The organism is Hydrogenophaga sp. NH-16 (genome assembly GCF_004006415.1).
In the GTDB taxonomy this organism is placed as follows: domain Bacteria; phylum Pseudomonadota; class Gammaproteobacteria; order Burkholderiales; family Burkholderiaceae_C; genus Hydrogenophaga; species Hydrogenophaga pseudoflava.
Map to the genome: position 1 here is coordinate 4,241,650 of NZ_CP029344.1, position 25,927 is coordinate 4,267,576.

Sequence of the window (25,927 nt, forward strand, 5' to 3'; positions counted from 1 at the left end):
GCCAGTTGCAAACCGGTGATGCGCTGTCGGTGACCGCCCCCTTGGGCAGCATCACCGGTGTAGGTGGTTTGGAGGCGGGGGTGCGGGTTCCGGGCACGAGCACCGGCGTTCAGATCACCAACAGTGGCCGTATCGTGAGCAGCCAGACCGACGGTATCTTGAACGAGGGCTCGATCACCCAGATCACGAACTACGGACGCATTGAAGGTGGCCCGTTCGCTTTGGGCGTGTACAACGACGGCACGATCAATGTCCTGAACAACGAGTCGGGTGCCGTGATACAGGCGGGTACAAGCAGCGCGAATGCTATTGTGTCCGAGCCTGCCCGCACGCTCAGCACACTCAACAACTCGGGCCGCATCCAGGGCGGGATCCTGACCTACAACACCATCATCAACCTGAGCGGTACTTCGGCAAGCATCACTGGGGCGGTTAGCAACACGGGCGGTTCCGTCAACGTCTTGTCCGGCGCCGTCTTCACCACCGAAAACACCTTCGAATCCAGCCTGTTCCGCATCCAGTCGGGTGCGCGTCTGGTGGTGGGGGCGACCCCGCATGTCATCGTGGCCGAATCCCTCACGCCGGACGCTTTCCGCAACGCCGGCACCCTGCACGTTCCCGAGGGCATCAACGCCCAGATCACGGGCAACTACACGCAGTCCGGAGCCTTGAGCCTGGGGGCCAGCAGTTCTTCCAGTTTCGGGCGCCTGACGGTGTCTGGCAATGTGAACCTGCAGCCCAGCGCCACGTTCTATGTGGAGGTCAGCGGCACCTCCCTGGCCGCAGGCGACACGCTGGCGGGCGTGGTGACCGCCACGGGGGGGGGCACCCTGAACAACGAAGCTCCGGCCACGAATGTGTCTGACAACAGCGCCCTGTTCAACTTCCAGTCGCAGACCAACGGCAACCAGGTCGACCTGCGGGTGGAGGCGGCCGGGACAGGCTCGGTGCCGGAGCCCGGGGGCGGTGGTGGCAGCAGCCATGGTGGTGGTTCCGCGCCCGCGCCAGAGCCGACCTCTGGGCAGGGCATCGTGCCGGCGACCATCCAGGCGGGATTGATCAACGGTGTACCGACCGCCCAGGTGCTGGATGGCTACATCCGCGGCGGGCGCACAGGCACGGACTGGGATGTCGTGGTGACGGCCCTGGGGCGTCTGCCCGACGACGCGTCGGTGGCGAGGGCCGTCGGGCAGGCCATGCCCTCGATGCATGGCAACGCGGCCCAGGCCCTGCTGGCACATGTCTCGAGCACTGGTTCGGCCGTGCTCGGGCAGCAGGCCGTGGGTGGTCCGGACGGCGCCGACGCGAAGCCCGGCACGGGACTCTGGGTCCAGCCGCTGAACCACCGGGTGGATCAGGACCGCTACCGCCAGGCCAGCGGTTACCGGGTGCGCACACAAGGTCTGGCGGGTGGTTACCAGGCGTCCATGGTGTCCGGCAGCACCCTGGGCTTCGGACTGGCTTACCTGGATGGCCGTGTGGACGGTCGTGACTTCGCGCTGGGGCACCGCAGCGATCTGGAAAGTGTCCAGGTGCTGGGCTATGGTTCCTACGACCTCTCGGCATGGCGCCTGCAATGGCAGGCCGACGCCACGCGCAGCTCGGTCAAGTCCGAGCGCAGCCTGGGTTTCATCGGACGGTCGGCCAAGGCCAGCTACCGCGGCCATGCCTCGCACCTGGGGCTGAGCATGGGGCGCCCCATGACCCTGGCCACCACCTCGGTCACGCCCTCGGTGGGTTTCGACTGGCGCCGCGCGCGCAACAACGCCTACACCGAAACAGGTGCCGGGGCGCTTGACCTGCGGGTCGCAGCCCAGAAGGCAGAGGAACTGGTCGCCAAGCTGGGCGTGGAGGCACGCCATCCGCTGGGCGGGCAGAGCCATCTGCTCGCGCAGGCCGCCGTCGGGTACGACCTGTCCGGCGGTCGCGACAGCACCTCGGCCCAGTTCGTGGGGGGGGGTCCGGTGTTTTCAACCCCCGGATCGGAGCAGCGGCGCATCCTGGCCGAGCTGGGGCTGGGTGTGGCCCACAAGGTCGGCGATGCCATGGAAATGCGCGTGCACTACGACCTGAGCCTGCGCGGGAAAATGACCGATCAGAGCGTCAGCCTGCGTCTGGACTGGCGCTTTTGAAGCGCTGCGCACGGCTCTTCGCGCCGTCTTTGCTGATGGCGGTGCTGGCGGGCTGTGCCACGCCGCTCGCCGGCCCGGTTCCAGCCGGGGCCGCCACCGACCCGCTGCCGGCGGTCGCGCCGGTGGTGCCCCCCGGCACCGCCATTCCCCCGACCCGCAACAGCGACATCCTGGCAGATCCCGCCGGGTCCGCAGCCGCCGAACGGTCCGCTGACGGGGCTCGCAGCCCGGACGGGTCCCGCGACTCCGCAGGCGTTCTCGAAAAGGGGTTGGCGTCCTGGTATGGCAGCAAGTTCCACGGCCGTCGCACCGCCAGCGGTGAGCGCTACGACCGCCACGCCTTCACCGCCGCGCACAGGACGCTGCCCTTCGGCACCCGCGTGCGCGTGCGCAGCGTGGTCACGGGCAAGGAGGTGGTGGTCCGCATCAACGACCGCGGCCCCTTCAAGCGCTCGCGCGTCATCGACCTCAGCCAGGCCGCGTTCAACGCGCTGGGGCTGCAGGACCGAGGCGTGACCCAGGTCGAGTTGCTGCCAGAATGACCGGTTGTTCATCCAGCACCCCAAGGAGACCCGCATGAAAATCGAAACCATCGCCGTGCACGGCGGCTACACGCCCGATCCCACCACCAAGGCCGTCGCCGTGCCGATCTACCAGACCGTCGCGTACGCCTTCGACAACACCCAGCACGGTGCCGACCTGTTCGACCTCAAGGTCGCGGGCAACATCTACAGCCGCATCATGAATCCCACCAACGGGGTGCTGGAGGCACGCCTCGCGGCGCTGGAAGGCGGCATCGGTGCGCTGGCCGTGGCCTCGGGCATGGCGGCCATCACCTACGCCATCCAGACCATCGCCGAAGCGGGCGACAACATCGTCTCGGCCTCGACGCTCTACGGCGGCACCTACAACCTGTTCGCGCACACCTTCCCGCAGCAGGGCATCACGGTGCGTTTCGCCGACCCGCGTGATCTGGCCGCGTTCGCCGCGCTGATCGACGAGCGCACCAAGGCCATCTACTGCGAATCGGTGGGCAACCCGCTGGGCAACGTGACCGACATTGGCGCGCTTGCGAAGGTGGCGCACGCGGCCGGCGTGCCGCTGATCGTGGACAACACCGTGACCAGCCCCTACCTGTGCCGTCCGTTCGAGCACGGCGCCGACATCGTGGTGCACTCGCTGACCAAGTACCTGGGCGGCCACGGCACCAGCATCGGTGGTGCGATCGTCGACAGCGGCAAGTTCCCCTGGGCCGAGCACAAGGCGCGCTTCAAGCGACTGAACGAACCCGACGTGAGCTACCACGGCGTGGTCTACACCGAGGCCCTGGGCCCGGCCGCCTACATCGCCCGCGCCCGCGTGGTGCCACTGCGCAACATGGGCGCGGCGCTCTCGCCCATGAACGCCTTCCAGATCCTGCAGGGCATCGAGACCCTGGCGCTGCGCATGGACCGCATCTGCGACAACGCCGTCAGGATCGCCAACCACCTGCAGGACCACCCCAAGGTGGCCTGGGTCAACTACGCCGGCCTGCCCGGCCACAAAGACCACGCGCTGGTGCAGCAGTACATGGGCGGCCGAGCCTCCGGCATCATCAGCTTCGGCCTGAAATCGGATGACGCCATCGCTGCGGGCACGCGTTTCCAGGACGCGCTGCAACTCTTCACTCGTCTGGTCAACATCGGCGACGCCAAGTCGCTGGCCTGCCACCCGGCCTCGACCACGCACCGTCAGCTCAACCCGGACGAAATGAAGAAGGCCGGCGTGAGCGCAGACATGGTTCGCCTGTCCATCGGCATCGAGCACATCGACGACCTGATGGCCGATCTGGAGCAGGCGCTGGCGAAGGTGTGAGCCACCGCCCGCGTGCCCGTGAAACCCGCTTTGGCGGGTTCTTTTCTGTCTCCGGGCTGCACCGGCCTTGATCTCGCGCAGCCGCCAGCGGCGTGCGCGTGGCATATTGGCCCTTGCTGGTCGCGGTGGCGCGGCGGCTTGTCGCAAGAACGAGGTGGACACATGGACAGACCCTGGCTCAGTCAATACCCGGCCGGGGTACCGGCAGAGATCGACGTTCACCGGTTTGCGTCGCTCAAGGACATGCTGGCATCGAGTTGCGAGCGCTTTGCCGACCGGCCGGCTTACCGCTCAATGGGCGCGACGATCAGTTTTCGCCAGCTCGACGACGCCAGCCGCGCGTTCGCGGCCTGGCTGCAGAAGGTGGCGGGTCTGCAGCGTGGCGACCGCGTCGCCCTCATGATGCCCAACCTGTTGCAGTACCCGGTGGTGCTGTTCGGTGTGTTGCGCGCGGGCATGGTGGTGGTGAATGTCAACCCGCTCTACACGCCGCGCGAGCTGGAGCACCAGTTGAAAGACGCAGATGTCCGGGCCATCGTGGTGCTGGAGAACTTTGCGCACACGCTGGAACAGGTGATCGCATCGACCCCCGTGCGCACAGTGGTGACGACGCAGGTGGGGGACTTGCTGCCTGCGGTGAAGCGGCTGCTGACGAACGCCGTGGTCAAGCATGTGAAGAAGCTGGTGCCGCCCTGGCGGCTGAAGGGTGCGGTGGACTTTCGACGGGCACTGGCCGCCGGCCGTGCACAGACGCTGGACGATGTGCCGCTCCAGCACGGTGATCTCGCCTTCCTGCAGTACACCGGTGGCACCACCGGCGTGGCCAAAGGGGCCATGCTCAGCCACGGCAACATGGTGGCCAACGTGCTCCAGGTGGGTGCCTGGATGTCGCCCAACCTGAACGATGGCGAGGAGACGCTGATCCTGCCGCTGCCGCTGTACCACGTGTTCGCGCTGACCGGTGCGCTGTCCTTTTTCAGCAAGGGTGCGCAGGCGGTGCTGATTCCCAATCCGCGCGATCTGCCGGCCTTTCTGCAGGTGCTGCGGGAGACCCGCTTCACCGCGATCATCGGTGTCAACACCCTCTTTCGTGCCCTGCTCGATGCACCCGGTTTTGCCCGGGTGGACCTGCGCCCGCTGAAGCTGGCGGTGGCTGGCGGCATGGCGGTGCAGCAGGTGGTGGCCCATCGCTGGAAAGCGCGGGCCGGCGTGCCGCTGGTGGAAGGCTACGGCCTCACCGAAAGCGCGCCGGTGGCGATCGCCAACCCGGTCACCATCCCGGAGTGGAGCGGGCAGATCGGCGTCCCACTGCCGAGCACGGAGGCGGCCATCCTCGACGACGATGGCGCGCATCTGGGCATGGGCGAGGTCGGTGAAATCTGCCTGCGCGGCCCGCAGGTGATGCAGGGCTACTGGAACCACCCCGAAGAGACGGCCAAGGCGTTCATCGCCGATGGCTGGCTGCGCACCGGCGACATGGGGGTGATGGACGAGCGCGGCAGCATCCGCATCACCGACCGCAAGAAAGACATGATCGTGGTCTCGGGGTTCAAGGTGTTCCCCAACGAGATCGAGGACGTGCTGACCCTGCACCCCGGTGTGCAGGAGGCCGCGGCGGTCGGCGTGCGCGACGAGCGTTCGGGCGAAGCGGTCAAGGTGGTGGTCGTGCGCAGCGACCCGGACCTGACCGAAGCCGACGTGCTCGCGCACTGCAAGCAGCACCTGACAGGCTACAAGATGCCGCGCGTGGTGGCGTTTCGAAGCGAGCCGCTGCCCAAGACCAACATCGGCAAGATCCTGCGCCGAGAACTGCGCGACGTCGGGGCTGCAACGGTCCCGTCGGACCCGCCCGCAAACGCTTGACGCCCGCTGGCGTCGGGTGGCCGGGCTTTGCGCCAGGCGCCGCGCTCAGCGCTCGTCGTAGCTCACCACCAACGTGTCGGTGGTCGGCCGGGCCTGGCAGCTGAGCACGAAGCCTTTTTCCGTCTCCCAGGGTTCGAGCGTGAAGTTTTTGTCCATGGTCACCGCCCCCGCCATCACCTTGGCGCGGCATGTGCAGCACACACCGCCCCGGCACGACCAGGGCAGGTCCAGCCCGGCGTTCAGCGCCACGTCCAACACGTGTTCGTCCTTGCCCATGCGCAGTTGGTGCGGCTTGCCGTCGAGCACCACGGTCAGCGCCACCTCCCCCTCGGTGCGCACGGCCGGATGACCGAGCACGGTGGCCTGGCGTTGCGCAGCCGGGAGCGCCTCCAGCGTCGGTGACGTGAAGCGTTCGGTGTGTATGCGGTCGGGTCGCACGCCAGCGTCCAGCAGCGCTTTCTCGGTGGCTTCGATCATGGCCTCGGGGCCACACACAAACACCTCGTCCATGCTGCCGACCGGCAGCAGTGCGCCGATGATCTCGCGCACCTTGTCACCGTCGATGCGGCCTTCGAGCAGGGGCACTTCCTGCGCCTGGCGCGAGAGCACGTGGATCAGAGTCAGGCGGTCAGGGTGGCGGTCCTTGAGGTCCTGCAGCGCCTCGTTGAACATCACGCTGGCCATGCGGCGGTTGCCGTAGACCAGGGTGAACTTGGCGTCGGGCGACTCCTCCAGCGTGCTGGCCATGATCGACAGGATGGGCGTGATGCCCGAGCCCGCCGCAAAGCCCACGCGGTGGATCGCGCGCGGCTTGTGGATGGTGAAGCGGCCGTCGGGGGGCATCACGCGCAGCGTATCCCCTGACCGCAGCTGTGTGGCCGCCCAGTTGGAGAACACGCCGCCTTCCACCGGCCGGATGCCCAGCGTCACTTCGCCGTGTGTCGCCAGCCGGCTGCGCGGGCTGCTGATCGAGTAGCTGCGCCGCACGTCCTGGCCTCCGATGGTTGCGCGCAGGGTGAGGAACTGGCCGGGCTCGAAGGCAAAGGTGTCGCGCAAGGCTTCGGGGATGGCCAGCGAGACGGCGACGGCGCCGGCGGCCTCGGGGTCGATGCGCGAGACGGTGAGGTCGTGGAAGCGGGCGGCGGCGGTGCTCATGGTTCAGTACGGCTTGAAGTAGTCGAAGGGTTCCAGGCAGTCCAGGCAGCGGTACAGCGCCTTGCAGGCCGTGGAGCCAAAGGGGGCGGTCTGCGTCGTGTTGTGCGATCCGCATTGAGGGCAGGGCACGTCCACGGGTCGCGCTGCATGGCGGCTGAACTGGAGCACGCCCGATGGCGCTGCTCGGCTGCTGCCGCATTGCGGCGGCGTGATGCCGTAGGCACGAAGCTTCTCTTTGGCGGCATCGCTCATCCAGTCGGTGGTCCAAGCCGGCGAGAGCTGGGTCACCACGCGGCCGGGCAAGCCGGCCTCGCGCAGCACGGTGACGATATCGTCCTCGATCTGGCCCATGGCCGGGCAGCCGCTGTAGGTGGGGGTGATGACCACCTCAGGCACACCGTCGCTGCCCTCGCGCACCTCACGCAGGATGCCCAGCTCGCTCAGGCTGACCACCGGGATCTCGGGGTCGGCCAGGTGCGCCAGCGCCCGCTCGAGGGCCTGCAGCGACGACTCGGTGGTTGCGCCCATGGTGTTCACCAGACCGCGGTCGGGTGGGCGCGGGCCAGGCTTTGCATCTCGGCCAGGAGAAAGCCCAGGTGCTCCGAATGCACACCCACGTGGCCCTGCGCCACATAGCCTTGGTGGGGCTGGTCGTGGCGGGTCAGCGTGGCCTCGCTCAGCGTCTCGTTGACCAGCAGATTCCAGGGCTCGCGCAGGGTGTTGATGTCCACACCCGTGCCGTCCTGCGCCGCTGCCAGCTCGGTCGGGCCGGGTTGCCAGAAGGCTTCGCAGAAAGGCAGCAGGTGGTCGATGGCGTCCTGCGCGCGGCGGTGCGACTCTTCGGTGCCGTCGCCCAAACGCACCAGCCAGTCGCTGGCGTGCTGCAGGTGGTAGCGCACCTCCTTGAGCGACTTGGCGGCAATGCCGGCCAGTTGCGCATCCTTCGACGACTGCAAGCGGTCCCACACCAGCACCATCAGCGCGCTGACCAGGAAGTTGCGCGCGATGGTGGTCGCGTAGTCGCGCTCAGCCACGGCGTAGCCGACCAGCGGGCCGTGGTGCGGCAGTTCCATGATCGTGTGGTTGCGGAACTCGGCGGTGTCGCGGAAGTAGGCCAGGGTGTCCTCGGTCACACGGCCGTCCTGCCGCGCGCCCTGCAGGTGGGCGAATCGCTGCGCCAGTGCGCCGTCGCCGTTGATCAGGTCGGCCGCGTGCTGGTAAAGCAGTCGCGCCTGCCCGATCAGGTCCAGGCTGTTGTTGGCCAGGGCCAGGTCCTCTTCGAGGATGGGGCCGTGACCGCACCACTCGGCGTTGCGCTGGCCCAGCACCAGGGCGCTGTCGGCCAGATGGAGGATGTAGTCGACCGGCGCCTTCATCACATGTGCCCCACTTGGTCCGGGATCTCGTAGAAGGTCGGGTGGCGGTAGACCTTGTCGGCCGCCGGGTCGAAGAAGCTGTCCTTGCTGTCAGGCTCGCTGGCCGTGATGGCGGTGGACGGCACGACCCAGATGCTCACGCCTTCCTGGCGGCGGGTGTAGACGTCGCGCGCCATCTGCAGCGCGTGGCGCGCATCGCTGGCGTGCAGGCTGCCGCAGTGCTTGTGTTCCAGGCCCTGCTTGCTGCGGACGAAGACCTCCCAGAGGGGCCATTCCTTCAATGCCGGTGTTGCGTTGTTCATGCGGCCTCCTTCTGCTGACGTTGCTGCTGCTTGCGGGCATGGGCCAGCGCGGCCTCGCGCACCCAGGCGCCTTGCTCGTGCGCCTTCACGCGGGTGGCCAGGCGCTCCTTGTTCATTGGGCCGTGGCCATTGACGGTGGCCCAGAACTCGTCCCAGTCGATCTGGCCGTAGTCCCAGTGGCCGCGCGCCTCGTTCCATTTCAGGTCGGGGTCGGGCAGGGTCACGCCCAGCACCTCGGCCTGCGGCACGGTGGCGTCCACGAACTTCTGGCGCAGGTCGTCGTTGCTGATGCGCTTGATGCCCCAGCGCATGCCTTGCACGCTGTTGGGGCTGTTGTCGTCCGGCGGGCCAAACATGGCCAGGCACTTCCACCAGTAGCGGTTGACAGCGTCCTGCACCATGGCCTTCTGCTCGGCCGTGCCCTGCATCATCACCAGCAGGGCCTCGTAGCCCTGGCGCTGGTGGAAGCTTTCTTCCTTGCAGACGCGGATCATGGCGCGGGCATAAGGGCCGTAGCTGCAGCGGCACAGCGGAATCTGGTTCATGATCGCCGCGCCGTCCACCAGCCAGCCGATCACACCCACATCCGCCCAGTTGAGCGTCGGGTAGTTGAAGATGGAGCTGTACTTGGCTTTGCCACTGTGCAGCGCGTCCAGCATCTGGTCGCGGCTGGTGCCCAGGGTCTCTGCCGCCGAATACAGATAGAGACCGTGGCCGCCTTCGTCCTGCACCTTGGCGATCAGGATGGCCTTGCGCTTGAGGCTGGGCGCGCGGCTGATCCAGTTGCCTTCGGGCAGCATGCCGACGATCTCGCTGTGCGCGTGCTGGCTGATCTGGCGCACCAGGGTCTTGCGATAGGCCTCGGGCATCCAGTCGCGCGGCTCGATCTTGCCGTCGGCGTCGATCACGGTGTCGAAATGCGCCTGCAGCGCGGCGTCCTCGGCGCGGATGGGCGTCGCGCCGGCCTTGGGCGCGCCCTTGGCTTCGCCATCAGCGACGGAAAATGATTGGGTGTACATGCGCGTCTCCTGCACCCGCCAAGCGGGGTGGATGCGCAGTATAGGGAAATAGCCGACCGATCGGTTGGTTAATTCGCAAGGCGCGGATCGGGAATTACCCGTGGCCCGTTTCCCGGCTTCAGGCGCCGCCCGCTTCCACGGACTGCGCCTGGCCGCGGCCACGTCCCAGCAGCGTCACCAGCAGCGGCAGCGTGGCCTGCAGTTCGGCCTTCAGTGTGTGCGGCGGGTTGATCACGAACATGCCGCTGGCGGTCAGTCCCGGCCGCTCGCCGAGGGCCAGCGGGCCGTGGCTGATGTTCAGCGTGGCATGTAACCAGGGGCGTTTGGCGTGGTTGCACAGGGTCTTGAGCTTGCGCGGCAGGTCGTGCGCCTCGGCCCGGGGAATGATCGGGTACCACACCAGGTAGGTGCCGGTTGGAAAGCGCTTGAGGCATTCCTGTATGCAGGCACTCACTTTGGCGTAGTCGCTCTTGATCTCGTAGCTCGGATCGATCAGCACCAGCGCGCGTTTGGAGCCCGACACCGATGGCGGCGGGGGCAGCAGGGGTTTGAGGCCCTCGAATCCGTCTTGCATCGCGACCGCGATCTGGCGCCCGGCTTCGAGCTGGGCGATGTTGGCGTTCAGCGTGCGGCTGTCGGTCGGGTGCAGTTCGAACAGCTTGAGGCGGTCGCGTGCCTCGGTGCGCATCAGAGCCTGCATCACGAATGGCGAGCCCGGGTAGACGCGCAACTGGCCGTCCGGGTTGAAGCCTGCGATCAGGTCGAGGTAGTCATCAAGCGCCGCGGTGGACGCGGGCGGCGTGCCGGTGGCTGGCCGCATCGCCGCCATCAGCTTCACGATACCGTCTGCGGCTTCCCCGCCTTTTTCGGCGTAGTCGCCGTCCAGCCGGTACAAGCCGGCGCCGGCGTGGGTGTCGACCAGGGTGATGCCCGCCTCCTTCTTCATCAGATGGCGCAGGGTGGCCATCAGGGTGATGTGTTTGAGCACGTCGGCATGGTTGCCGGCGTGGAAGGCGTGGCGGTAACTGAACATCGGGCGATGGTAGCGCCGGCCGGCCTGTTACGGGCCCTATTTGCCAGCCGGTGGTGAAAAATCGTACAATGCTTGGCTTCGCAGCGATTTCGTGGCCCCGCGACGAAGCCATCAACACCACCTAAGAGCGTTCCGTCAGAGAACGACCGACCGTGGAAAAGGGTCCGCCAAACCAACTCGCAAGAGAAAACTCATGACCAAAACGTTCAGCGCCAAGCCCGCTGACGTGAAGCACGAGTGGTTTGTGATTGACGCAACCGACAAGGTTCTCGGACGGGTCGCCAGTGAAGTGGCCCTCCGTCTGCGCGGCAAGCACAAGGCCATCTACACGCCTCACGTCGACACCGGTGACTTCATCGTCATCATCAACGCAGCCAAGCTGCGTGTGACCGGTACCAAGAACACCGACAAGATGTACTACCGTCACTCGGGCTTCCCGGGCGGTATCTACGCCACCAGCTTCCGCGACATGCAGGCCAAGCACCCCGGCCGCGCGCTCGAGAAGGCCGTCAAGGGCATGCTGCCCAAGGGTCCTCTGGGCTACGCCATGATCAAGAAGCTCAAGGTGTACGGCGGCGCCGAGCACCCGCACACCGCCCAACAGCCGCAAGTGCTGGACATCTGAGGAGCCGACGATGATTGGTGAATGGAACAATGGCACCGGCCGTCGCAAATCCAGCGTCGCCCGTGTGTTTCTGAAAAAAGGCACCGGCAAGATCACGGTCAACGGCAAGGACATCGAACAGTACTTCGGCCGCCAGACCTCGATCATGATTGCCAAGCAGCCTCTGCTGCTGACAAACAACGCCGAGACGTTCGACATCCAGGTGAACGTGCACGGTGGTGGCGAATCCGGCCAGGCCGGCGCGGTCCGCCATGGCATCACCCGCGCCCTGATCGACTACGACACCGCACTGAAGTCCGAGCTGTCCAACGCCGGCTTCGTGACCCGCGATGCCCGTGAGGTCGAGCGTAAGAAGGTCGGTCTGCGTTCTGCGCGCCGCGCCAAGCAGTTCAGCAAGCGTTAACACGCCGCTCACTGCCACAACAACCGCCTTCAAGCTCGTCTTGGGGCGGTTTTTGTTTTTTGTGACCACCCGCGTCCTGAAAGGACCAGTCCCATGAGATTGCGCCTGCTGCGCAGACGGTTGACGGTCAGTGCACCGCGCATGGCCATCCGCAGCACCATGCCCTGGCCGCTGCGTTGGTTGCTGGCCGCGGTCGTGCTGGGGTTCTCCGGGGCGCTGGCGCTCTGGGCTTTCGAGTTCGGCAAGGAAATTGCGGGGCTGGACCGCAACGCCAAACAGGAGCTGGAGCAGTTGCGCACGGAAGTGAGCCAACTGCGGGAGGCGCTGGGCAAGGCGCAATCGGTGGCCAACACCTCTGAGAGCTTGCTGACCACCGAGAAGACTGCGCAAGAGCAACTGCTGCTGCAGATCCGGCAGTTGCAGGCCGACAACCTGGCGCTGCGCAGCGATCTGGGCTTTTTCGAGCGCCTGATCCCAGGCACCGGGTCGGGTGCGCCGAGCATCCGGGGCCTCCAGATCGAACGGGTCGCAGAAACCCAGCTCAAATGGCAGGTCCTGATGATCCAGGCCGAAAAGAATGCCCCTGACTTCAAAGGGCAGATGGAGATCAGTTTCGCTGGCACGCTGGATGGCAACCCGTGGTCGGCGCAGCATGCAGCGACGCCGCAGGCGGTCCTGATCAAGGGCTATCTGCGGCAGGAAGGGCTCGTGGACGTTCCTTCGCGGGCCGTGGTAAAAACCGTGACCGCCAGAATCCTCCAGGGTGGAGCCGTCAAGGCCCTTCACACCATCAAACTCTGATTCCGCCACACCGGAGCACGACATGTTCAACAAGAAGAAACAGCCTCCCATCAAAAGCCTGATCGCGCAGGGCACCCGGATCGAGGGCAACGTGCTGTTTCACGATGGCCTTCGCGTGGATGGTGATGTCGTGGGCGACATCCGTGCCAGCGACGAGCAGCCCAGCATCCTGGTGATCAGCGAGTTGGCCAGCGTGACGGGCCAGATCCACGCCGATCACGTGATCATCAACGGCACGGTCAAAGGACCGGTGTTCGCACTGGAACTGCTGGAGCTGCAACCCAAGGCCCGCATCGAGGGCGATGTGTCCTACAAGTCGCTGGAGATGCACCAGGGCGCCACCATTGCGGGCCAGCTCAAGCCCATGACCGGCGACCTCGAGGACAAACCCACACTGAAACTGGCGGCAAACAACGCCTGAGCACAATTCCGAGTGATTTGCCCTACCATTCGAGCTTGAACGTGTGAGCCCGGCTTGCACGCCATCGCCCCACCGTACCGAGGAACACCATGAGCGCCGTCGCCGAAACCACCCAGACCGAAATGCCCGCCCCGCTGATCTTCACCGACAGTGCCGCCGCCAAAGTGGCCGATCTGGTGGCTGAAGAGGGCAATCCGGACCTCAAGCTGCGCGTGTTCGTGCAGGGCGGTGGCTGCTCCGGCTTCCAGTACGGGTTCACCTTCGACGAAGTGGTCAACGAAGATGACACGCAGATGACCAAGAACGGCGTGTCCCTGCTGATCGACGCGATGAGCTATCAATACCTGGTGGGTGCCGAGATCGACTACAAGGAAGATCTCGAAGGCGCCCAGTTCGTGATCCGCAACCCGAATGCCACCACCACCTGCGGCTGCGGGTCCAGTTTCAGCGCCTGATACCTGCTGTCAGGATCGGCACAACAAAAAAGGGAGCCAATGCAGTCCGTGTCAAAACGGATGAGCGGGGGCACACAAGAGACGCCTTGGTGCAACCCAAGGCGTTTTTTGCTTCAGAAATGGAAGAAGGTCTGCGCTTTGCCATCCGTGAAGGCGGTCGTACCGTCGGCGCCGGCGTCGTGGCCAAGATCATTGCGTAATCTTCCTGCTCGTCAGGATTTCAGCCAAGTAGGGGTATAGCTCAATTGGCAGAGCGTCGGTCTCCAAAACCGAAGGTTGGGGGTTCGATTCCCTCTGCCCCTGCCACCCAACAGGACGAGTAAGTCGTTCAGGATCTTGGGTCCTGTCTGTTGAGTGTCATCAGGCCCGCCGAAGTCTTTCAGACTTCTGGTGGGCTTGCGTGTCTGGGGCTTTCGGGTTCTGGTCTCGCCCACAAGTCAAGCATCTTCTGGTATCTCATGGCCACTTCCGAAGTACAAACCGTCAACACAGGTGCCGACAAGGCCAAGCTGGCGGTTGCCGTCGCCTTGCTTCTGGGTGCATTTGTCGCGTTCTACCTTTTGTCCGCGCAAGGCGCTATTGCGCAATGGGGTGCCCTGATCGTGGGCGTTCTGGCTGCGGTGGCGGTGTTCGGTGTGTCCGAGTCTGGCAAGCAGCTGGTAGCGTTCGGGCGCGATTCCTGGCGAGAAACCAAGAAGGTGGTTTGGCCGGCCCGCAAAGAAGCGATCCAGATGACGGCCTATGTGTTCGCCTTCGTCGTGGTGATGGCGCTTTTCCTCTGGCTGACCGACAAGACCCTGGAGTGGCTGTTCTACGATCTGATTCTGGGGTGGAGAAAATAATGAGCGAAAACAACAGTCTGCTGGGGACGCCGACGGAAGGCATGCGCTGGTATGTGGTGCATGCCTATTCCGGCATGGAAAAAGCTGCCGAGCGCAACATCGTCGAGCGCATCAACCGGGCTGGTATGCAGGACAAGTTCGGTCGCATCCTGGTGCCGACCGAAGAGGTGGTTGAGGTCAAGAACGGCCAGAAACGCACCACCGAGCGCAAGTTCTTCCCTGGCTACGTGCTGGTGGAAATGGTGATGGATGACGATACCTGGCACCTGGTGAAACACACCAACAAGGTGACCGGTTTCGTCGGTGGTGCCAAGAACCGGCCGGCGCCGATCTCTGAAGAGGATGTGCAGAAGATCGTCAGCCAGATGCAGGAAGGTACCGACAAGCCGCGCCACAAGGTGGAGTTCGTGGTGGGCGAGTACGTGCGCGTCAAGGAAGGCCCGTTCACCGACTTCAATGGCACCGTCGAAGAGGTCAACTACGAAAAGAACAAGCTGCGTGTCTCGGTGACCATCTTCGGTCGCGCCACGCCGGTCGAGCTCGAGTTCAGTCAGGTCGAGAAGACCTGATGTTTTTGGCCGCAGGCGGTTTCACCCGGCGCCCGCGGCTTCCGTCCTTTCCGGGTTTCAACCGCGAGGAGGTTGTCTTCATGACAGCCGTCTGCACTCGCAGGAGCTAAAACATGGCGAAGAAAATCGTCGGCTTCATCAAGCTGCAAGTGCCAGCTGGTAAGGCCAACCCCTCCCCCCCGATCGGTCCGGCGCTGGGTCAGCGCGGTCTGAACATCATGGAGTTCTGCAAGGCGTTCAACGCCCAGACCCAGGGCGTCGAACCCGGTCTGCCGCTGCCGGTGGTGATCACCGCCTTCGCGGACAAGAGCTTCACCTTCATCATCAAGACCCCTCCGGCCACGACGCTGATCAAGAAGGCGATCAAGCTGGACAAGGGTTCTCCGGTGCCCAACAAGCAGAAGGTCGGCAAGATCACCCGCGCTCAGCTGGAAGAAATCGCCAAGACCAAGATGAAGGACATGACCGCTGCCGACATCGACGCAGCCGTCAAGACCATCGCTGGTTCTGCCCGTTCGATGGGCGTGATCGTGGAGGGCGTGTGACATGGCCAAGCTGACCAAGAAGCAAAAAGCCTTTGAAGGCAAAGTCGACAGCAACAAGCTGTATGCCCTGACCGACGCTCTGGCGATCGTCAAGGAGTGCGCCAACGCCAAGTTCGACGAATCCATCGACGTGGCCATCCAGCTCGGCGTGGACGCCAAGAAGTCGGACCAGGTGGTGCGCGGTGCCGTCGTGATGCCCAACGGCACCGGCAAGACCAAGCGCGTGGCCGTGTTCGCCCAGGGGGCCAAAGCCGAAGAAGCCAAGGCCGCTGGCGCCGACATCGTCGGCATGGACGACCTGGCTGCAGAGGTCAAGTCCGGCAAGATGGACTTCGACGTCGTGATCGCCTCTCCCGACGCGATGCGCGTGGTCGGTACCCTGGGTCAAGTGCTGGGTCCCCGTGGCCTGATGCCCAACCCCAAGGTTGGCACAGTGACGCCCGACGTGGCCCAGGCTGTGCGCAACGCCAAGGCCGGTCAGGTGCAATTCCGCGTGGACAAGGCCGGCATCGTGCACGGCACGATCGGCCGCCGCTCGTTCGACGCCGACAAGCTGCAAGGCAACCTGGCAGCCCTGATCGACGCGCTGAACAAGGCCAAGCCGGCCACCAGCAAGGGTGTGTACCTGCGCAAGGTGGCGGTGTCGTCGACCATGGGTGTGGGCGTCCGCGTGGACACCCAGTCCATCTCGGCGTAATTGCAAGAGATTCCCGAGGCGCTCCGGCGTCCCGGGTGTGGTGGGCCTGCCCGCCGGCCGCGAGGTCAGCAGGTGGGGCCATCCAAGACCGCTGGTGTCAACGGATCTCCGGATTCGACGACTTAATCGGAGAAAGCCAGCGCAGATGGCGATCCCGCTGCAGATGGAACCCGTTTCCCTCAACAGTTGGTCGCTGCAATGAAGCGTGTGGACGGGCGCAAGCCCCAAGCACATTGAAGGAGTAGACCTTGAGTCTGAATCGCAGTGAGAAAGAAGCGGTCATTTCCGAAGTGACCAGCCTCGCCGCAAAAGCTCAAACGCTCGTGATGGCGGAATACCGCGGCATCACGGTTGCTGCCATGGACCAACTGCGCGTGAAGGCACGCAACAGCGGTGTCAGCCTGAGTGTTCTGAAGAACACGCTGGCGCGCCGCGCTGTGGCCGGAAGCCCGTTCGAAGTGGCCGGCGACCAGATGACCGGTCCGCTGATCTACGGCTTCTCCGAAGACGCTGTGGCCGCCGCCAAGGTGGTGGCCGAGTTCGCGAAGACCAACGACAAGCTGGTCATCCGCGGTGGCGTTTACGGCGGCAAAGTCCTGGATCAGAACGGCGTGAAGCAGCTCGCCAGCATTCCTTCGAAGGAAGTGCTGCTGGCCCAGCTGTGTGGCTTGCTGAAGTCGCCGATCTCCCGCACCGCCGTGGTGCTGGGTGCCCTGGCGGCCAAAAAAGGCGAAGGCGCTGCCGCTCCGGCAGAAGAAGCTGCTGCAGCCTGATCGGCGCAGTGAGTTCGTTTAACCAATTGTTAGGAAATCAAAATGGCATTCGATAAAGACGCATTTCTGACGGCGCTGGACAGCATGACCGTCATGGAACTCAATGACCTGGTCAAGGCCATTGAAGAGAAGTTCGGCGTGTCCGCCGCAGCCATGGCTGCTCCGGCCGCTGGTGGTGGCGGTGCCGCTGCCGCAGCCGCTGAAGAGAAGACCGAGTTCAACGTCGTGCTGACCGAAGCCGGCGCCAACAAGGTGTCCGTCATCAAGGCCGTGCGCGAAATCACCGGTCTGGGTCTGAAGGAAGCCAAGGATCTGGTCGACGGCGCTCCGAAGAACGTCAAGGAAGGCGTTGCCAAGGCCGACGCCGAAGCCGCCGTCAAGAAGCTGGTGGAAGCCGGCGCCAAGGCCGAACTCAAGTAATTCGGTTCTGGTCAGGGGCTGGAGTGCTCGAAAGGGCCTCCAGCCTTTGGTGCTTTCAGAACACCGATAAGCAGATTCGCAGAGTCTTCTTATCCGTGTCTTCTGACCCCGACTGCAGAAGACCACTTGGTCCGGGCCTGCGTGCAACGCGCAGGTCGTCCGCCAACGGCAGGTAGTGGCCTGCCGCCAAGCCCGTCACCCGCCGCCTTGAGAGCGACGGTTTGGCTGATCAGTCGCCGCAGACCTCAAGCCCGGAGATCTCATGGCATCCGCATCGAAATATTCCTACACCGAACGCAAGCGCATCCGCAAGAGCTTTGGCAGCCGCGAGAACGTGCTCGCGATTCCCTACCTGCTGCAGATGCAGAAAGACGCCTACACCGCGTTCCTGCAGGCCGACACCGCGCCCAAGAAGCGCACCCCCGAGGGGCTGCAGGCCGCCTTCGAAGCCGCCTTCCCCATCGTCTCGCACAACGGTTTTGTCGAGATGAAGTTCGTCGAATACAACCTGGCCAAGCCGGCGTTCGACGTGCGCGAGTGCCAGACCCGCGGTCTGACCTTCGCTTCCGCCGTGCGCGCGCGCGTGCAGCTGATCATCTATGACCGCGAGTCCTCGACCGCCCAGTCCAAGGTGGTCAAGGAAGTGAAAGAGCAAGAGGTCTACATGGGCGAAGTGCCCCTGATGACCGACAAGGGCTCCTTCATCATCAACGGCACCGAGCGTGTCATCGTGTCGCAGTTGCACCGCTCGCCGGGTGTGTTCTTTGAGCACGACAAGGGCAAGACGCACAGCTCGGGCAAGCTGCTGTTCTCGGCCCGCATCATTCCCTACCGCGGCTCCTGGCTGGACTTCGAGTTCGACCCCAAGGACATCCTGTTCTTCCGTGTCGACCGCCGCCGCAAGATGCCGGTCACCATCCTGCTCAAGGCCATCGGCCTGACGCCGGAAACCATCCTGGCGAACTTCTTCGTCAACGACCACTTCCGCCTGATGGACAGCGGCGCCCAGATGGCCTTCGTTTCCGAGCGCCTGCGCGGCGAGGTGGCCCGTTTCGACATCACCGACAAGTCGGGCAAGGTGGTGGTGGCCAAGGACAAGCGCATCACCGCGCGCCACACCCGTGAGCTGGAGCAGTCGGGCACCACGCACATCAGCGTGCCGGAAGATTTCCTGATCGGCCGCGTGGTGGCCAAGAACATCGTCGATCCGGACACCGGCGAGATCATCGCCAAAGCCAACGACGAGCTGACCGAAGCCCTGCTGAAGAAGCTGCGCTCGGCCGGCGTGCAGGAACTGCCCTGCATCTACACCAACGAACTGGACCAGGGCGCCTACATCAGCCAGACCCTGCGCACCGACGAAACCGTCGACGAGTTCGCTGCCCGCGTGGCCATCTACCGCATGATGCGCCCCGGCGAGCCGCCGACCGAAGACGCGGTGCAGGCCCTGTTCCACCGCCTGTTCTACAACCCGGACACCTACGACCTGTCGCGCGTGGGCCGCATGAAGTTCAACGCCCGCGTGGGCCGCGACGAAGCCACTGGTCCGATGGTGCTGTCCAACGACGACATCCTTGCCGTGGTCAAGATCCTGGTGGACCTGCGCAATGGCCGCGGTGAAGTCGACGACATCGACCACCTGGGCAACCGCCGCGTGCGCTGCGTCGGCGAACTGGCCGAGAACCAGTACCGCACCGGTCTGGCGCGTATCGAGAAGGCCGTGAAGGAGCGTCTGGGTCAGGCCGAGCAAGAGCCGCTGATGCCGCACGACCTGATCAACTCCAAGCCGATTTCCGCGGCCCTGAAGGAGTTCTTCGGCGCGTCCCAGCTGTCGCAGTTCATGGACCAGACCAACCCGCTGGCCGAGATCACCCACAAGCGCCGCGTGTCGGCCCTGGGCCCGGGCGGTCTGACCCGCGAACGCGCCGGCTTCGAGGTGCGCGACGTGCACGTGACCCACTACGGCCGCGTCTGCCCGATCGAAACGCCGGAAGGTCCGAACATCGGCCTGATCAACTCGCTGGCCCTGTACGCCCGCCTGAACGAGTACGGTTTCATCGAGACCCCGTACCGCCGCGTGGTGGACGGTAAGGTGACGAACCAGATCGACTACCTGTCGGCCATCGAGGAAGGCAAGTACGTCATCGCCCAAGCGAACGCGACGCTGGACGCCGAAGGTCGCCTGACCGGTGACCTGATCTCTGCCCGTGAGAAGGGTGAATCCATCCTGACACCGGCCGACACCATCCAGTACATGGACGTGTCGCCGGCGCAGATCGTGTCGGTGGCCGCTTCGCTGGTGCCCTTCCTGGAGCACGACGACGCCAACCGCGCACTGATGGGCGCCAACATGTCGCGTCAGGCCGTGCCCACACTGCGTCCGGAAAAGCCGCTGGTCGGCACCGGCATCGAGCGCGTGGCCGCGATCGACTCCGGCACCGTGGTGACCGCCCGCCGCGGCGGCGTGGTGGACTACGTGGACGCCACCCGCATCGTGATCCGGGTCAACGACGCCGAGGCCGTGGCTGGCGAAGTGGGTGTGGACATCTACAACCTGATCAAGTACCAGCGTTCCAACCAGAACACCAACATCCACCAGCGCCCCATCGTCAAGCGCGGCGACAAGCTGGCCAAGGGCGATGTGATCGCCGACGGTGCGTCGACGGACCTGGGCGAGATCTCGATCGGCCAGAACATGCTGATCGCCTTCATGCCCTGGAACGGCTACAACTTTGAGGACTCGATCCTGATCAGCGAGCGCGTGGTGGCCGACGACCGCTACACCAGCATCCACATCGAGGAACTGGTGGTGATGGCGCGCGACACCAAGCTGGGCGCCGAAGAAATCACCCGCGACATCCCGAACCTGGCCGAGCAGCAGCTCAACCGCCTGGACGACTCCGGCATCATCTACGTGGGCGCCGAAGTGCAGCCTGGCGACGTGCTGGTGGGCAAGGTCACGCCCAAGGGCGAGACCACGCTGACGCCGGAAGAGAAGCTGCTGCGCGCGATCTTCGGCGAGAAGGCCTCCGACGTGAAGGACACCTCGCTGCGCGTGGACCAGGGCTCGCAGGGCACCGTGATCGATGTGCAGGTCTTCACCCGCGAAGGCATCCAGCGCGACAAGCGCGCCCAGCAGATCATCGACGACGAGCTCAAGCGCTTCCGCCTGGACCTGAACGACCAGCTGCGCATCGTCGAGGCCGACGCCTTCGACCGTATCGAGAAGCTGCTGACCGGCAAGGTCGCCAACGGCGGTCCGAAGAAGCTGGCCAAGGGCACCAAGATCGACAAGGCCTACCTGGACGAGGTTGAGAAGTACCACTGGTTCGACATCCGCCCGGCGGAAGACGACGTGGCCGCCCAGCTGGAGTCGATCAAGAACTCCATGGAGCAGACCCGCCACAGCTTCGACCTGGCCTTCGAAGAGAAGCGCAAGAAGCTCACCCAGGGTGACGAGCTGCCGGCTGGCGTGCTCAAGATGGTCAAGGTGTACCTGGCCGTCAAGCGCCGCCTGCAACCCGGCGACAAGATGGCCGGCCGCCACGGCAACAAGGGTGTGGTGTCCAAGATCACCCCGGTGGAAGACATGCCCCACCTGGCCGACGGTACGCCGGTCGACATCGTGCTGAACCCGCTGGGCGTGCCCTCGCGCATGAACATCGGTCAGGTGCTGGAAGTCCACCTCGGCTGGGCCGGCAAGGGCCTGGGCCAGCGCATCGGCGACATGCTGCAGCGCGAAGCCGCGATGACCGAAGTGCGCGGTTTCCTGGAGCAGATCTACAACGCCACTGGCCGCAAGGAAGACCTGTCCGAGCTGTCCGACGACGAGCTGCGCGTGATGGCGCAGGAGTTGACCAACGGGGTCCCGTTCGCTTCGCCCGTGTTCGACGGCGCGTCCGAACAGGAGATCATGGACATGCTCAAGCTGGCCTATCCGGACGACGTCGCCAAGGCCAAGGGCCTGACCGAGACCCGCACCCAGGCGCAGCTCTACGACGGTCGCACCGGCGAAGCCTTCGAGCGCAAGACCACCGTGGGCTACATGCACTACCTCAAGCTGCACCACCTGGTCGACGACAAGATGCACGCCCGTTCCACCGGCCCGTACTCCCTGGTCACCCAGCAGCCGCTGGGCGGCAAGGCCCAGTTCGGTGGCCAGCGTTTCGGTGAGATGGAAGTGTGGGCGCTGGAGGCCTATGGCGCTTCCTACATCCTGCAGGAAATGCTCACCGTCAAGTCCGACGACGTGCAGGGCCGCACCAAGGTGTACGAGTCCATCGTCAAAGGCGAGCACTCGATCGACGCGGGCATGCCCGAGTCGTTCAACGTGCTGGTCAAGGAAATCCGTTCGCTCGGTATCGACATCGAGCTGGACCGCTCCTGATTCACTGAAGAAAAGGAAAGCAATTCATGAAATCCTTGCTCGACCTGTTCAAGCAGTTCACGCCCGACGAACACTTCGATGCGATCCGCATCGGTCTGGCCTCGCCGGAAAAAATCCGCTCCTGGTCCTTCGGTGAAGTCAAGAAGCCCGAGACCATCAACTACCGCACGTTCAAGCCCGAGCGCGACGGTCTGTTCTGCGCCAAAATCTTCGGCCCCATCAAGGACTACGAGTGCCTGTGCGGCAAGTACAAGCGCCTCAAGCACCGCGGCGTGATCTGCGAGAAGTGCGGCGTTGAAGTCACGCAGACCAAGGTGCGCCGCGAGCGCATGGGTCACATCGACCTGGCCGCGCCCTGCGCCCACATCTGGTTCCTGAAGTCGCTGCCTTCGCGTCTGGGCCTGATCCTGGACATGACGCTGCGCGACATCGAGCGCGTGCTGTACTTCGAAGCCTATGTGATCGTCGACCCGGGCATGACCCCGCTGAAGAAGTTCGCGATCATGTCGGAGGACGACTACGACGCCAAGCGCAAGGAATACGGCGACGAGTTCATCGCCAAGATGGGCGCCGAGGGCATCAAGGAACTGCTGCAGGCCATCGACCTCGACATCGAGATCGAGAAGCTGCGCAACGACCTGACCGGCTCCGAGCTGAAGATCAAGAAGAACGCCAAGCGCCTGAAGGTGCTGGAAGCCTTCAAGAAATCCGGCATCAAGCCCGAGTGGATGGTGCTGGACGTGCTGCCCGTGCTGCCGCCGGACCTGCGTCCGCTGGTGCCGCTGGACGGCGGCCGCTTCGCGACCTCCGACCTGAACGACCTGTACCGCCGCGTCATCAACCGCAACAGCCGTCTGCGCCGCCTGCTGGAACTCAAGGCTCCTGAAATCATCGCCCGCAACGAAAAGCGGATGCTGCAGGAAGCCGTGGACTCGCTGCTGGACAACGGCCGCCGTGGCAAGGCCATGACGGGCGCCAACAAGCGCGCCCTGAAGTCGCTGGCCGACATGATCAAGGGCAAGAGCGGCCGTTTCCGCCAGAACCTGCTGGGCAAGCGCGTCGACTACTCGGGCCGTTCCGTCATCACCGTGGGCCCGACCCTGAAGCTGCACCAGTGCGGTCTGCCCAAGCTGATGGCCCTGGAGCTGTTCAAGCCCTTCATCTTCTCGCGCCTGGAAGCCATGGGCATCGCCACCACCATCAAGGCGGCGAAGAAGGAAGTCGAATCCGGCACGCCGGTGGTGTGGGACATCCTGGAAGAGGTCATCAAGGAGCACCCGGTTCTGCTGAACCGTGCACCCACGCTGCACCGTCTGGGCATCCAGGCTTTCGAGCCCATCCTGATCGAAGGCAAGGCCATCCAGCTGCACCCGCTCGTCTGCGCGGCGTTCAACGCCGACTTCGACGGTGACCAGATGGCCGTGCACGTGCCGCTGTCGGTGGAAGCCCAGCTGGAAGCCCGCACCCTGATGCTGGCCTCCAACAACGTGCTGTTCCCCGCCAACGGCGAACCTTCCATCGTGCCCTCGCAGGACGTGGTGCTGGGTCTGTACTACGCGACCCGCGAGCGCATCAACGGCAAGGGCGAAGGCATGGTCTTCGCCGACCTGGCCGAGCTGCAGCGTGCGCTGGACAACGGCGTGGTCGAGATCACCGCCAAGATCAGCGTGCGTCTGACCGAGTGGACCAAGAACAAGGAAACCGGCGAGTTCGTGCCCTCCACCAAGCTGGTGGACACGACCGTGGGCCGTGCCCTGCTGTCGGAAATCCTGCCCAAGGGCCTGGCCTTCGAGGTGCTGAACAAGGCGCTGAAGAAGAAGGAAATCTCCAAGCTGATCAACGCTTCCTTCCGCAAGTGCGGTCTGAAGGAGACCGTGGTCTTCGCCGACAAGCTGCTGCAGAACGGTTTCCGTCTGGCCACCCGCGCCGGCATCTCGATCTGTGTGGACGACATGCTGGTGCCCAAGGAGAAGGCCGGCGTGATCGAGCGCGCCGAAGCCGAGGTGAAGGAAATCGCCCAGCAGTACGCCTCCGGTCTGGTGACCGCCGGCGAGCGCTACAACAAGGTGGTGGACATCTGGGGCAAGGCCGGTGACGAGATCTCCAAGGTCATGATGGCCCAGCTGGCCAAGCAGAAGACCATTGACGCGTCGGGCAAGGAAGTCGACCAGGAATCGTTCAACTCGATTTACATGATGGCCGACTCGGGCGCCCGCGGTTCCGCGGCCCAGATCCGCCAGCTGGCCGGCATGCGCGGCCTGATGGCCAAGCCGGACGGCTCCATCATCGAAACCCCCATCACGGCGAACTTCCGTGAAGGTCTGAACGTGCTGCAGTACTTCATCTCCACGCACGGCGCCCGTAAGGGTCTGGCCGACACGGCGCTGAAGACGGCGAACTCCGGTTACCTGACACGCCGTCTGGTGGACGTGACGCAAGACCTGGTGGTGAACCAGGAAGACTGCGGCACGACCAATGGCACGCTGATGCGCGCCATCGTCGAGGGCGGTGAAGTGATCGAGTCGCTGCGCGACCGCATCCTGGGCCGCACCACGGCCGAGGAAGTGATCCACCCCGAAACCCGCAAGGTGTTGCTGGGCGCCGGCGTGCTGCTGGACGAAGACATGCTCGACGACCTTGAGGCCGCTGGCGTGGACGAAGTGAAGGTCCGCACGGCCCTGACCTGCGAGACCCGCTTCGGCATCTGCGCCAAGTGCTATGGCCGCGACCTGGGTCGTGGCGGTCTGGTGAACATCGGCGAAGCGGTCGGCGTGATCGCTGCCCAGTCCATCGGTGAGCCCGGCACGCAGCTGACCATGCGCACCTTCCACATCGGTGGTGCCGCGTCGCGTGCGGCCGTGGCCTCCAGCGTGGAAGCCAAGTCCTCGGGCGTGATCGGCTTCAACGCCACGATGCGCTACGTGACCAACACCAAGGGTGAGCTGGTGGTGATTGCGCGTTCCGGCGAAATCATCATCCACGACGAACACGGCCGTGAGCGCGAGCGCCACAAGGTGCCCTACGGCGCCACGCTGTCGGTCAAGGCCGACCAGCAGATCAAGGCCGGCGCCATCCTCGCCAACTGGGACCCGCTGACCCGACCCATCATCACGGAATTCGCCGGTACGGTGAAGTTCGAGAACGTGGAAGAAGGTCTGACGGTGGCCAAGCAGGTCAACGACGTGACTGGTCTGTCCTCGCTGGTGGTGATCGATCCGAAGCACCGCGGTTCGGCCAAGGTGGTGCGTCCGCTGGTCAAGCTGCTGGACGCGCAAGGCCAGGAAGTGAAGATCCCCGGCACCGATCACTCGGTGACGGTGGGCTTCCAGATCGGCGCGCTGCTGGAAGTGCGCGACGGTCAGGACGTCGGCCCCGGCCACGTGCTGGCGCGCATCCCGGTCGAAGGCCAGAAGACCCGCGACATCACCGGCGGTCTGCCACGGGTGGCCGAGCTCTTCGAAGCCCGCAGCCCGAAGGACAAGGGCATGCTGGCCGAGATGACCGGTACCGTGTCGTTCGGCAAGGAAACCAAGGGCAAGGTCCGCCTGCAGATCACCGATCCGGAAGGCAAGGTCTGGGACGAGCTCATCCCCAAGGAAAAGAACATCCTGGTGCACGAAGGCCAGGTGGTCAACAAGGGCGAGAGCGTGGTGGACGGTCCGGCCGATCCGCAGGACATCCTGCGCCTGCTGGGCATTGAAGAGCTCTCGCGCTACATCGTCGACGAGGTGCAGGACGTCTACCGTCTGCAGGGTGTGAAGATCAACGACAAGCACATCGAGGTGATCGTTCGCCAGATGCTGCGCCGCGTCGTGGTCGAGAACCCGGGCGATTCGTCCTACATCGCCGGCGAGCAGGTCGAGCGTTCGGAGATCCTCAACACCAACGACGCCCTGCGCGCCGAAGGCAAGATCCCCGCGACCTACTCCAACGTGCTGCTGGGCATCACCAAGGCCTCGCTGTCGACCGACTCGTTCATCTCGGCCGCGTCCTTCCAGGAAACGACCCGCGTGCTCACCGAAGCCGCGATCATGGGCAAGAAGGACGAGCTGCGCGGCCTGAAGGAAAACGTCATCGTCGGCCGCCTGATCCCCGCGGGCACCGGCATGGCCTATCACGAAGCCCGCAAGGTCAAGGAAAAGATGGACGACGAGGAGCGCCGCGCCATCGCCGAGGCCGACGCGCTGTCGCTGGCCGCGGACCAGGCCGAAGCCGCCGGTTCCGGCGAAGCGTCGGAATAAGCCGGCACCAGGAC

General features: G+C 64.8%; 24 protein-coding genes and 1 tRNA gene. 19 read left to right on the plus strand and 6 right to left on the minus strand.

Annotation, left to right across the window (positions count from 1 at the left end; translation table 11 throughout):
- Nucleotides 1-134: 134 nt before the first annotated feature.
- From DD542_RS20455 to DD542_RS20470, 4 genes are all read left to right on the plus strand, one after another.
- Nucleotides 135-2,132 (plus strand): autotransporter outer membrane beta-barrel domain-containing protein, encoded by a 1,998-nt coding sequence (locus DD542_RS20455; protein ID WP_164868446.1) that lies wholly within the window; start codon nucleotides 135-137, stop codon nucleotides 2,130-2,132.
- Nucleotides 2,129-2,674 (plus strand): septal ring lytic transglycosylase RlpA family protein, encoded by a 546-nt coding sequence (locus tag DD542_RS20460; protein WP_241559613.1) that lies wholly within the window; start codon nucleotides 2,129-2,131, stop codon nucleotides 2,672-2,674. The genes DD542_RS20455 and DD542_RS20460 overlap by 4 nt, the downstream gene beginning before the upstream one ends.
- Nucleotides 2,675-2,708: 34 nt before the next feature.
- Nucleotides 2,709-3,986: an aminotransferase class I/II-fold pyridoxal phosphate-dependent enzyme gene (locus DD542_RS20465; protein WP_127806877.1), complete on the plus strand. Its 1,278-nt coding sequence runs from the start codon at nucleotides 2,709-2,711 to the stop codon at nucleotides 3,984-3,986.
- Between the two features lie 162 nt (nucleotides 3,987-4,148).
- Complete coding sequence (locus DD542_RS20470) at nucleotides 4,149-5,849, plus strand: AMP-binding protein (protein WP_127806878.1); 1,701 nt, start codon at nucleotides 4,149-4,151, stop codon at nucleotides 5,847-5,849.
- 45 nt (nucleotides 5,850-5,894) lie between these two features.
- Here the strand turns inward: DD542_RS20470 and DD542_RS20475 are convergent, their stop codons facing one another.
- The 6 genes from DD542_RS20475 to rlmJ form a co-directional block, all read right to left on the minus strand.
- Entirely contained in the window at nucleotides 5,895-7,004 is a 1,110-nt protein-coding gene (locus tag DD542_RS20475) for a 2Fe-2S iron-sulfur cluster-binding protein (RefSeq protein ID WP_127806879.1), read from the minus strand.
- A gap of 3 nt (nucleotides 7,005-7,007) precedes the next feature.
- Nucleotides 7,008-7,532, minus strand: coding sequence for a 1,2-phenylacetyl-CoA epoxidase subunit PaaD (gene paaD, locus DD542_RS20480; protein WP_127806880.1), 525 nt, complete (start codon nucleotides 7,530-7,532; stop codon nucleotides 7,008-7,010).
- Between the two features lie 5 nt (nucleotides 7,533-7,537).
- The gene (gene paaC, locus DD542_RS20485; protein WP_127806881.1) at nucleotides 7,538-8,380 is read right to left on the minus strand and encodes a 1,2-phenylacetyl-CoA epoxidase subunit PaaC; all 843 of its coding nucleotides are present in this window, start codon (nucleotides 8,378-8,380) and stop codon (nucleotides 7,538-7,540) included.
- Nucleotides 8,380-8,682 carry a 1,2-phenylacetyl-CoA epoxidase subunit PaaB gene (paaB, locus tag DD542_RS20490; protein WP_066155201.1) on the minus strand — a complete coding sequence of 101 codons (303 nt, stop codon included), beginning with the start codon at nucleotides 8,680-8,682 and terminating at the stop codon, nucleotides 8,380-8,382. The genes paaC and paaB overlap by 1 nt, the downstream gene beginning before the upstream one ends.
- Nucleotides 8,679-9,701, minus strand: a complete 1,023-nt coding sequence (gene paaA / locus DD542_RS20495; RefSeq protein WP_066155195.1) for a 1,2-phenylacetyl-CoA epoxidase subunit PaaA — start codon at nucleotides 9,699-9,701, stop codon at nucleotides 8,679-8,681. The genes paaB and paaA overlap by 4 nt, the downstream gene beginning before the upstream one ends.
- A 118-nt stretch (nucleotides 9,702-9,819) precedes the next feature.
- Nucleotides 9,820-10,734: a 23S rRNA (adenine(2030)-N(6))-methyltransferase RlmJ gene (gene rlmJ / locus DD542_RS20500; RefSeq protein ID WP_066155192.1), complete on the minus strand. Its 915-nt coding sequence runs from the start codon at nucleotides 10,732-10,734 to the stop codon at nucleotides 9,820-9,822.
- Between the two features lie 193 nt (nucleotides 10,735-10,927).
- Between rlmJ and rplM the strand changes: the two genes are divergently transcribed.
- The 15 genes from rplM to rpoC all read left to right on the plus strand — a co-directional run bounded on the left by rplM (nucleotide 10,928) and on the right by rpoC (nucleotide 25,913).
- The gene (gene rplM / locus DD542_RS20505; protein WP_066155189.1) at nucleotides 10,928-11,359 is read left to right on the plus strand and encodes a 50S ribosomal protein L13; all 432 of its coding nucleotides are present in this window, start codon (nucleotides 10,928-10,930) and stop codon (nucleotides 11,357-11,359) included.
- A 10-nt stretch (nucleotides 11,360-11,369) separates the two neighbouring features.
- Nucleotides 11,370-11,762, plus strand: a complete 393-nt coding sequence (gene rpsI, locus DD542_RS20510; RefSeq protein ID WP_066155186.1) for a 30S ribosomal protein S9 — start codon at nucleotides 11,370-11,372, stop codon at nucleotides 11,760-11,762.
- A 93-nt stretch (nucleotides 11,763-11,855) separates the two neighbouring features.
- On the plus strand, nucleotides 11,856-12,563 hold the full coding sequence (locus DD542_RS20515; RefSeq protein ID WP_066155182.1) for a DUF6776 family protein: 708 nt from the start codon (nucleotides 11,856-11,858) through the stop codon (nucleotides 12,561-12,563).
- Between the two features lie 22 nt (nucleotides 12,564-12,585).
- Nucleotides 12,586-12,984: a polymer-forming cytoskeletal protein gene (locus tag DD542_RS20520; protein WP_066155179.1), complete on the plus strand. Its 399-nt coding sequence runs from the start codon at nucleotides 12,586-12,588 to the stop codon at nucleotides 12,982-12,984.
- Between the two features lie 89 nt (nucleotides 12,985-13,073).
- Complete coding sequence (gene erpA, locus DD542_RS20525; protein WP_066155176.1) at nucleotides 13,074-13,439, plus strand: iron-sulfur cluster insertion protein ErpA; 366 nt, start codon at nucleotides 13,074-13,076, stop codon at nucleotides 13,437-13,439.
- Between the two features lie 14 nt (nucleotides 13,440-13,453).
- Entirely contained in the window at nucleotides 13,454-13,639 is a 186-nt protein-coding gene (locus DD542_RS24230) for a hypothetical protein (protein WP_127806882.1), read from the plus strand.
- 30 nt (nucleotides 13,640-13,669) lie between these two features.
- Nucleotides 13,670-13,745 (plus strand) — tRNA-Trp (locus DD542_RS20535).
- 152 nt (nucleotides 13,746-13,897) lie between these two features.
- On the plus strand, nucleotides 13,898-14,281 hold the full coding sequence (gene secE / locus DD542_RS20540) for a preprotein translocase subunit SecE (RefSeq protein WP_066160545.1): 384 nt from the start codon (nucleotides 13,898-13,900) through the stop codon (nucleotides 14,279-14,281).
- Complete coding sequence (nusG, locus tag DD542_RS20545; RefSeq protein ID WP_066160542.1) at nucleotides 14,281-14,850, plus strand: transcription termination/antitermination protein NusG; 570 nt, start codon at nucleotides 14,281-14,283, stop codon at nucleotides 14,848-14,850. Before secE ends, nusG begins: the two co-directional genes overlap by 1 nt.
- A 113-nt stretch (nucleotides 14,851-14,963) precedes the next feature.
- A complete protein-coding gene (gene rplK / locus DD542_RS20550) occupies nucleotides 14,964-15,395 on the plus strand; it encodes a 50S ribosomal protein L11 (protein WP_066160539.1) in 432 nt (143 codons plus the stop codon).
- Between the two features lies 1 nt (nucleotide 15,396).
- Nucleotides 15,397-16,092 (plus strand): 50S ribosomal protein L1, encoded by a 696-nt coding sequence (rplA, locus tag DD542_RS20555; RefSeq protein WP_066160536.1) that lies wholly within the window; start codon nucleotides 15,397-15,399, stop codon nucleotides 16,090-16,092.
- Between the two features lie 248 nt (nucleotides 16,093-16,340).
- Nucleotides 16,341-16,865, plus strand: a complete 525-nt coding sequence (gene rplJ, locus DD542_RS20560; RefSeq protein WP_127806883.1) for a 50S ribosomal protein L10 — start codon at nucleotides 16,341-16,343, stop codon at nucleotides 16,863-16,865.
- Nucleotides 16,866-16,907: 42 nt separating this feature from the next.
- A complete protein-coding gene (gene rplL, locus DD542_RS20565; RefSeq protein ID WP_066160529.1) occupies nucleotides 16,908-17,285 on the plus strand; it encodes a 50S ribosomal protein L7/L12 in 378 nt (125 codons plus the stop codon).
- Nucleotides 17,286-17,547: 262 nt separating this feature from the next.
- Entirely contained in the window at nucleotides 17,548-21,672 is a 4,125-nt protein-coding gene (rpoB, locus tag DD542_RS20570; protein WP_127806884.1) for a DNA-directed RNA polymerase subunit beta, read from the plus strand.
- A 26-nt stretch (nucleotides 21,673-21,698) separates the two neighbouring features.
- A complete protein-coding gene (gene rpoC, locus DD542_RS20575; RefSeq protein ID WP_066160524.1) occupies nucleotides 21,699-25,913 on the plus strand; it encodes a DNA-directed RNA polymerase subunit beta' in 4,215 nt (1,404 codons plus the stop codon).
- The last annotated feature ends 14 nt before the right edge of the window (nucleotides 25,914-25,927 follow it).

Bases quoted from the DNA above. Each gene is read 5' to 3' on its own strand.
- rpsI (WP_066155186.1), top strand. From the start codon at position 11,370: ATGATTGGTGAATGGAACAATGGCACCGGCCGTCGCAAATCCAGCGTC.
- DD542_RS20520 (WP_066155179.1), top strand. From the start codon at position 12,586: ATGTTCAACAAGAAGAAACAGCCTCCCATCAAAAGCCTGATCGCGCAG.
- paaC (WP_127806881.1), bottom strand. From the start codon at position 8,380: ATGAAGGCGCCGGTCGACTACATCCTCCATCTGGCCGACAGCGCCCTG.
- DD542_RS20470 (WP_127806878.1), top strand. From the start codon at position 4,149: ATGGACAGACCCTGGCTCAGTCAATACCCGGCCGGGGTACCGGCAGAG.
- paaD (WP_127806880.1), bottom strand. From the start codon at position 7,532: ATGGGCGCAACCACCGAGTCGTCGCTGCAGGCCCTCGAGCGGGCGCTG.
- paaA (WP_066155195.1), bottom strand. From the start codon at position 9,701: ATGTACACCCAATCATTTTCCGTCGCTGATGGCGAAGCCAAGGGCGCG.
- rplK (WP_066160539.1), top strand. From the start codon at position 14,964: ATGGCGAAGAAAATCGTCGGCTTCATCAAGCTGCAAGTGCCAGCTGGT.
- rplA (WP_066160536.1), top strand. From the start codon at position 15,397: ATGGCCAAGCTGACCAAGAAGCAAAAAGCCTTTGAAGGCAAAGTCGAC.
- rlmJ (WP_066155192.1), bottom strand. From the start codon at position 10,734: ATGTTCAGTTACCGCCACGCCTTCCACGCCGGCAACCATGCCGACGTG.
- rplM (WP_066155189.1), top strand. From the start codon at position 10,928: ATGACCAAAACGTTCAGCGCCAAGCCCGCTGACGTGAAGCACGAGTGG.
- rplL (WP_066160529.1), top strand. From the start codon at position 16,908: ATGGCATTCGATAAAGACGCATTTCTGACGGCGCTGGACAGCATGACC.
- rpoB (WP_127806884.1), top strand. From the start codon at position 17,548: ATGGCATCCGCATCGAAATATTCCTACACCGAACGCAAGCGCATCCGC.
- DD542_RS20475 (WP_127806879.1), bottom strand. From the start codon at position 7,004: ATGAGCACCGCCGCCGCCCGCTTCCACGACCTCACCGTCTCGCGCATC.
- nusG (WP_066160542.1), top strand. From the start codon at position 14,281: ATGAGCGAAAACAACAGTCTGCTGGGGACGCCGACGGAAGGCATGCGC.
- rpoC (WP_066160524.1), top strand. From the start codon at position 21,699: ATGAAATCCTTGCTCGACCTGTTCAAGCAGTTCACGCCCGACGAACAC.
- DD542_RS20515 (WP_066155182.1), top strand. From the start codon at position 11,856: ATGAGATTGCGCCTGCTGCGCAGACGGTTGACGGTCAGTGCACCGCGC.
- DD542_RS20465 (WP_127806877.1), top strand. From the start codon at position 2,709: ATGAAAATCGAAACCATCGCCGTGCACGGCGGCTACACGCCCGATCCC.
- secE (WP_066160545.1), top strand. From the start codon at position 13,898: ATGGCCACTTCCGAAGTACAAACCGTCAACACAGGTGCCGACAAGGCC.
- paaB (WP_066155201.1), bottom strand. From the start codon at position 8,682: ATGAACAACGCAACACCGGCATTGAAGGAATGGCCCCTCTGGGAGGTC.
- erpA (WP_066155176.1), top strand. From the start codon at position 13,074: ATGAGCGCCGTCGCCGAAACCACCCAGACCGAAATGCCCGCCCCGCTG.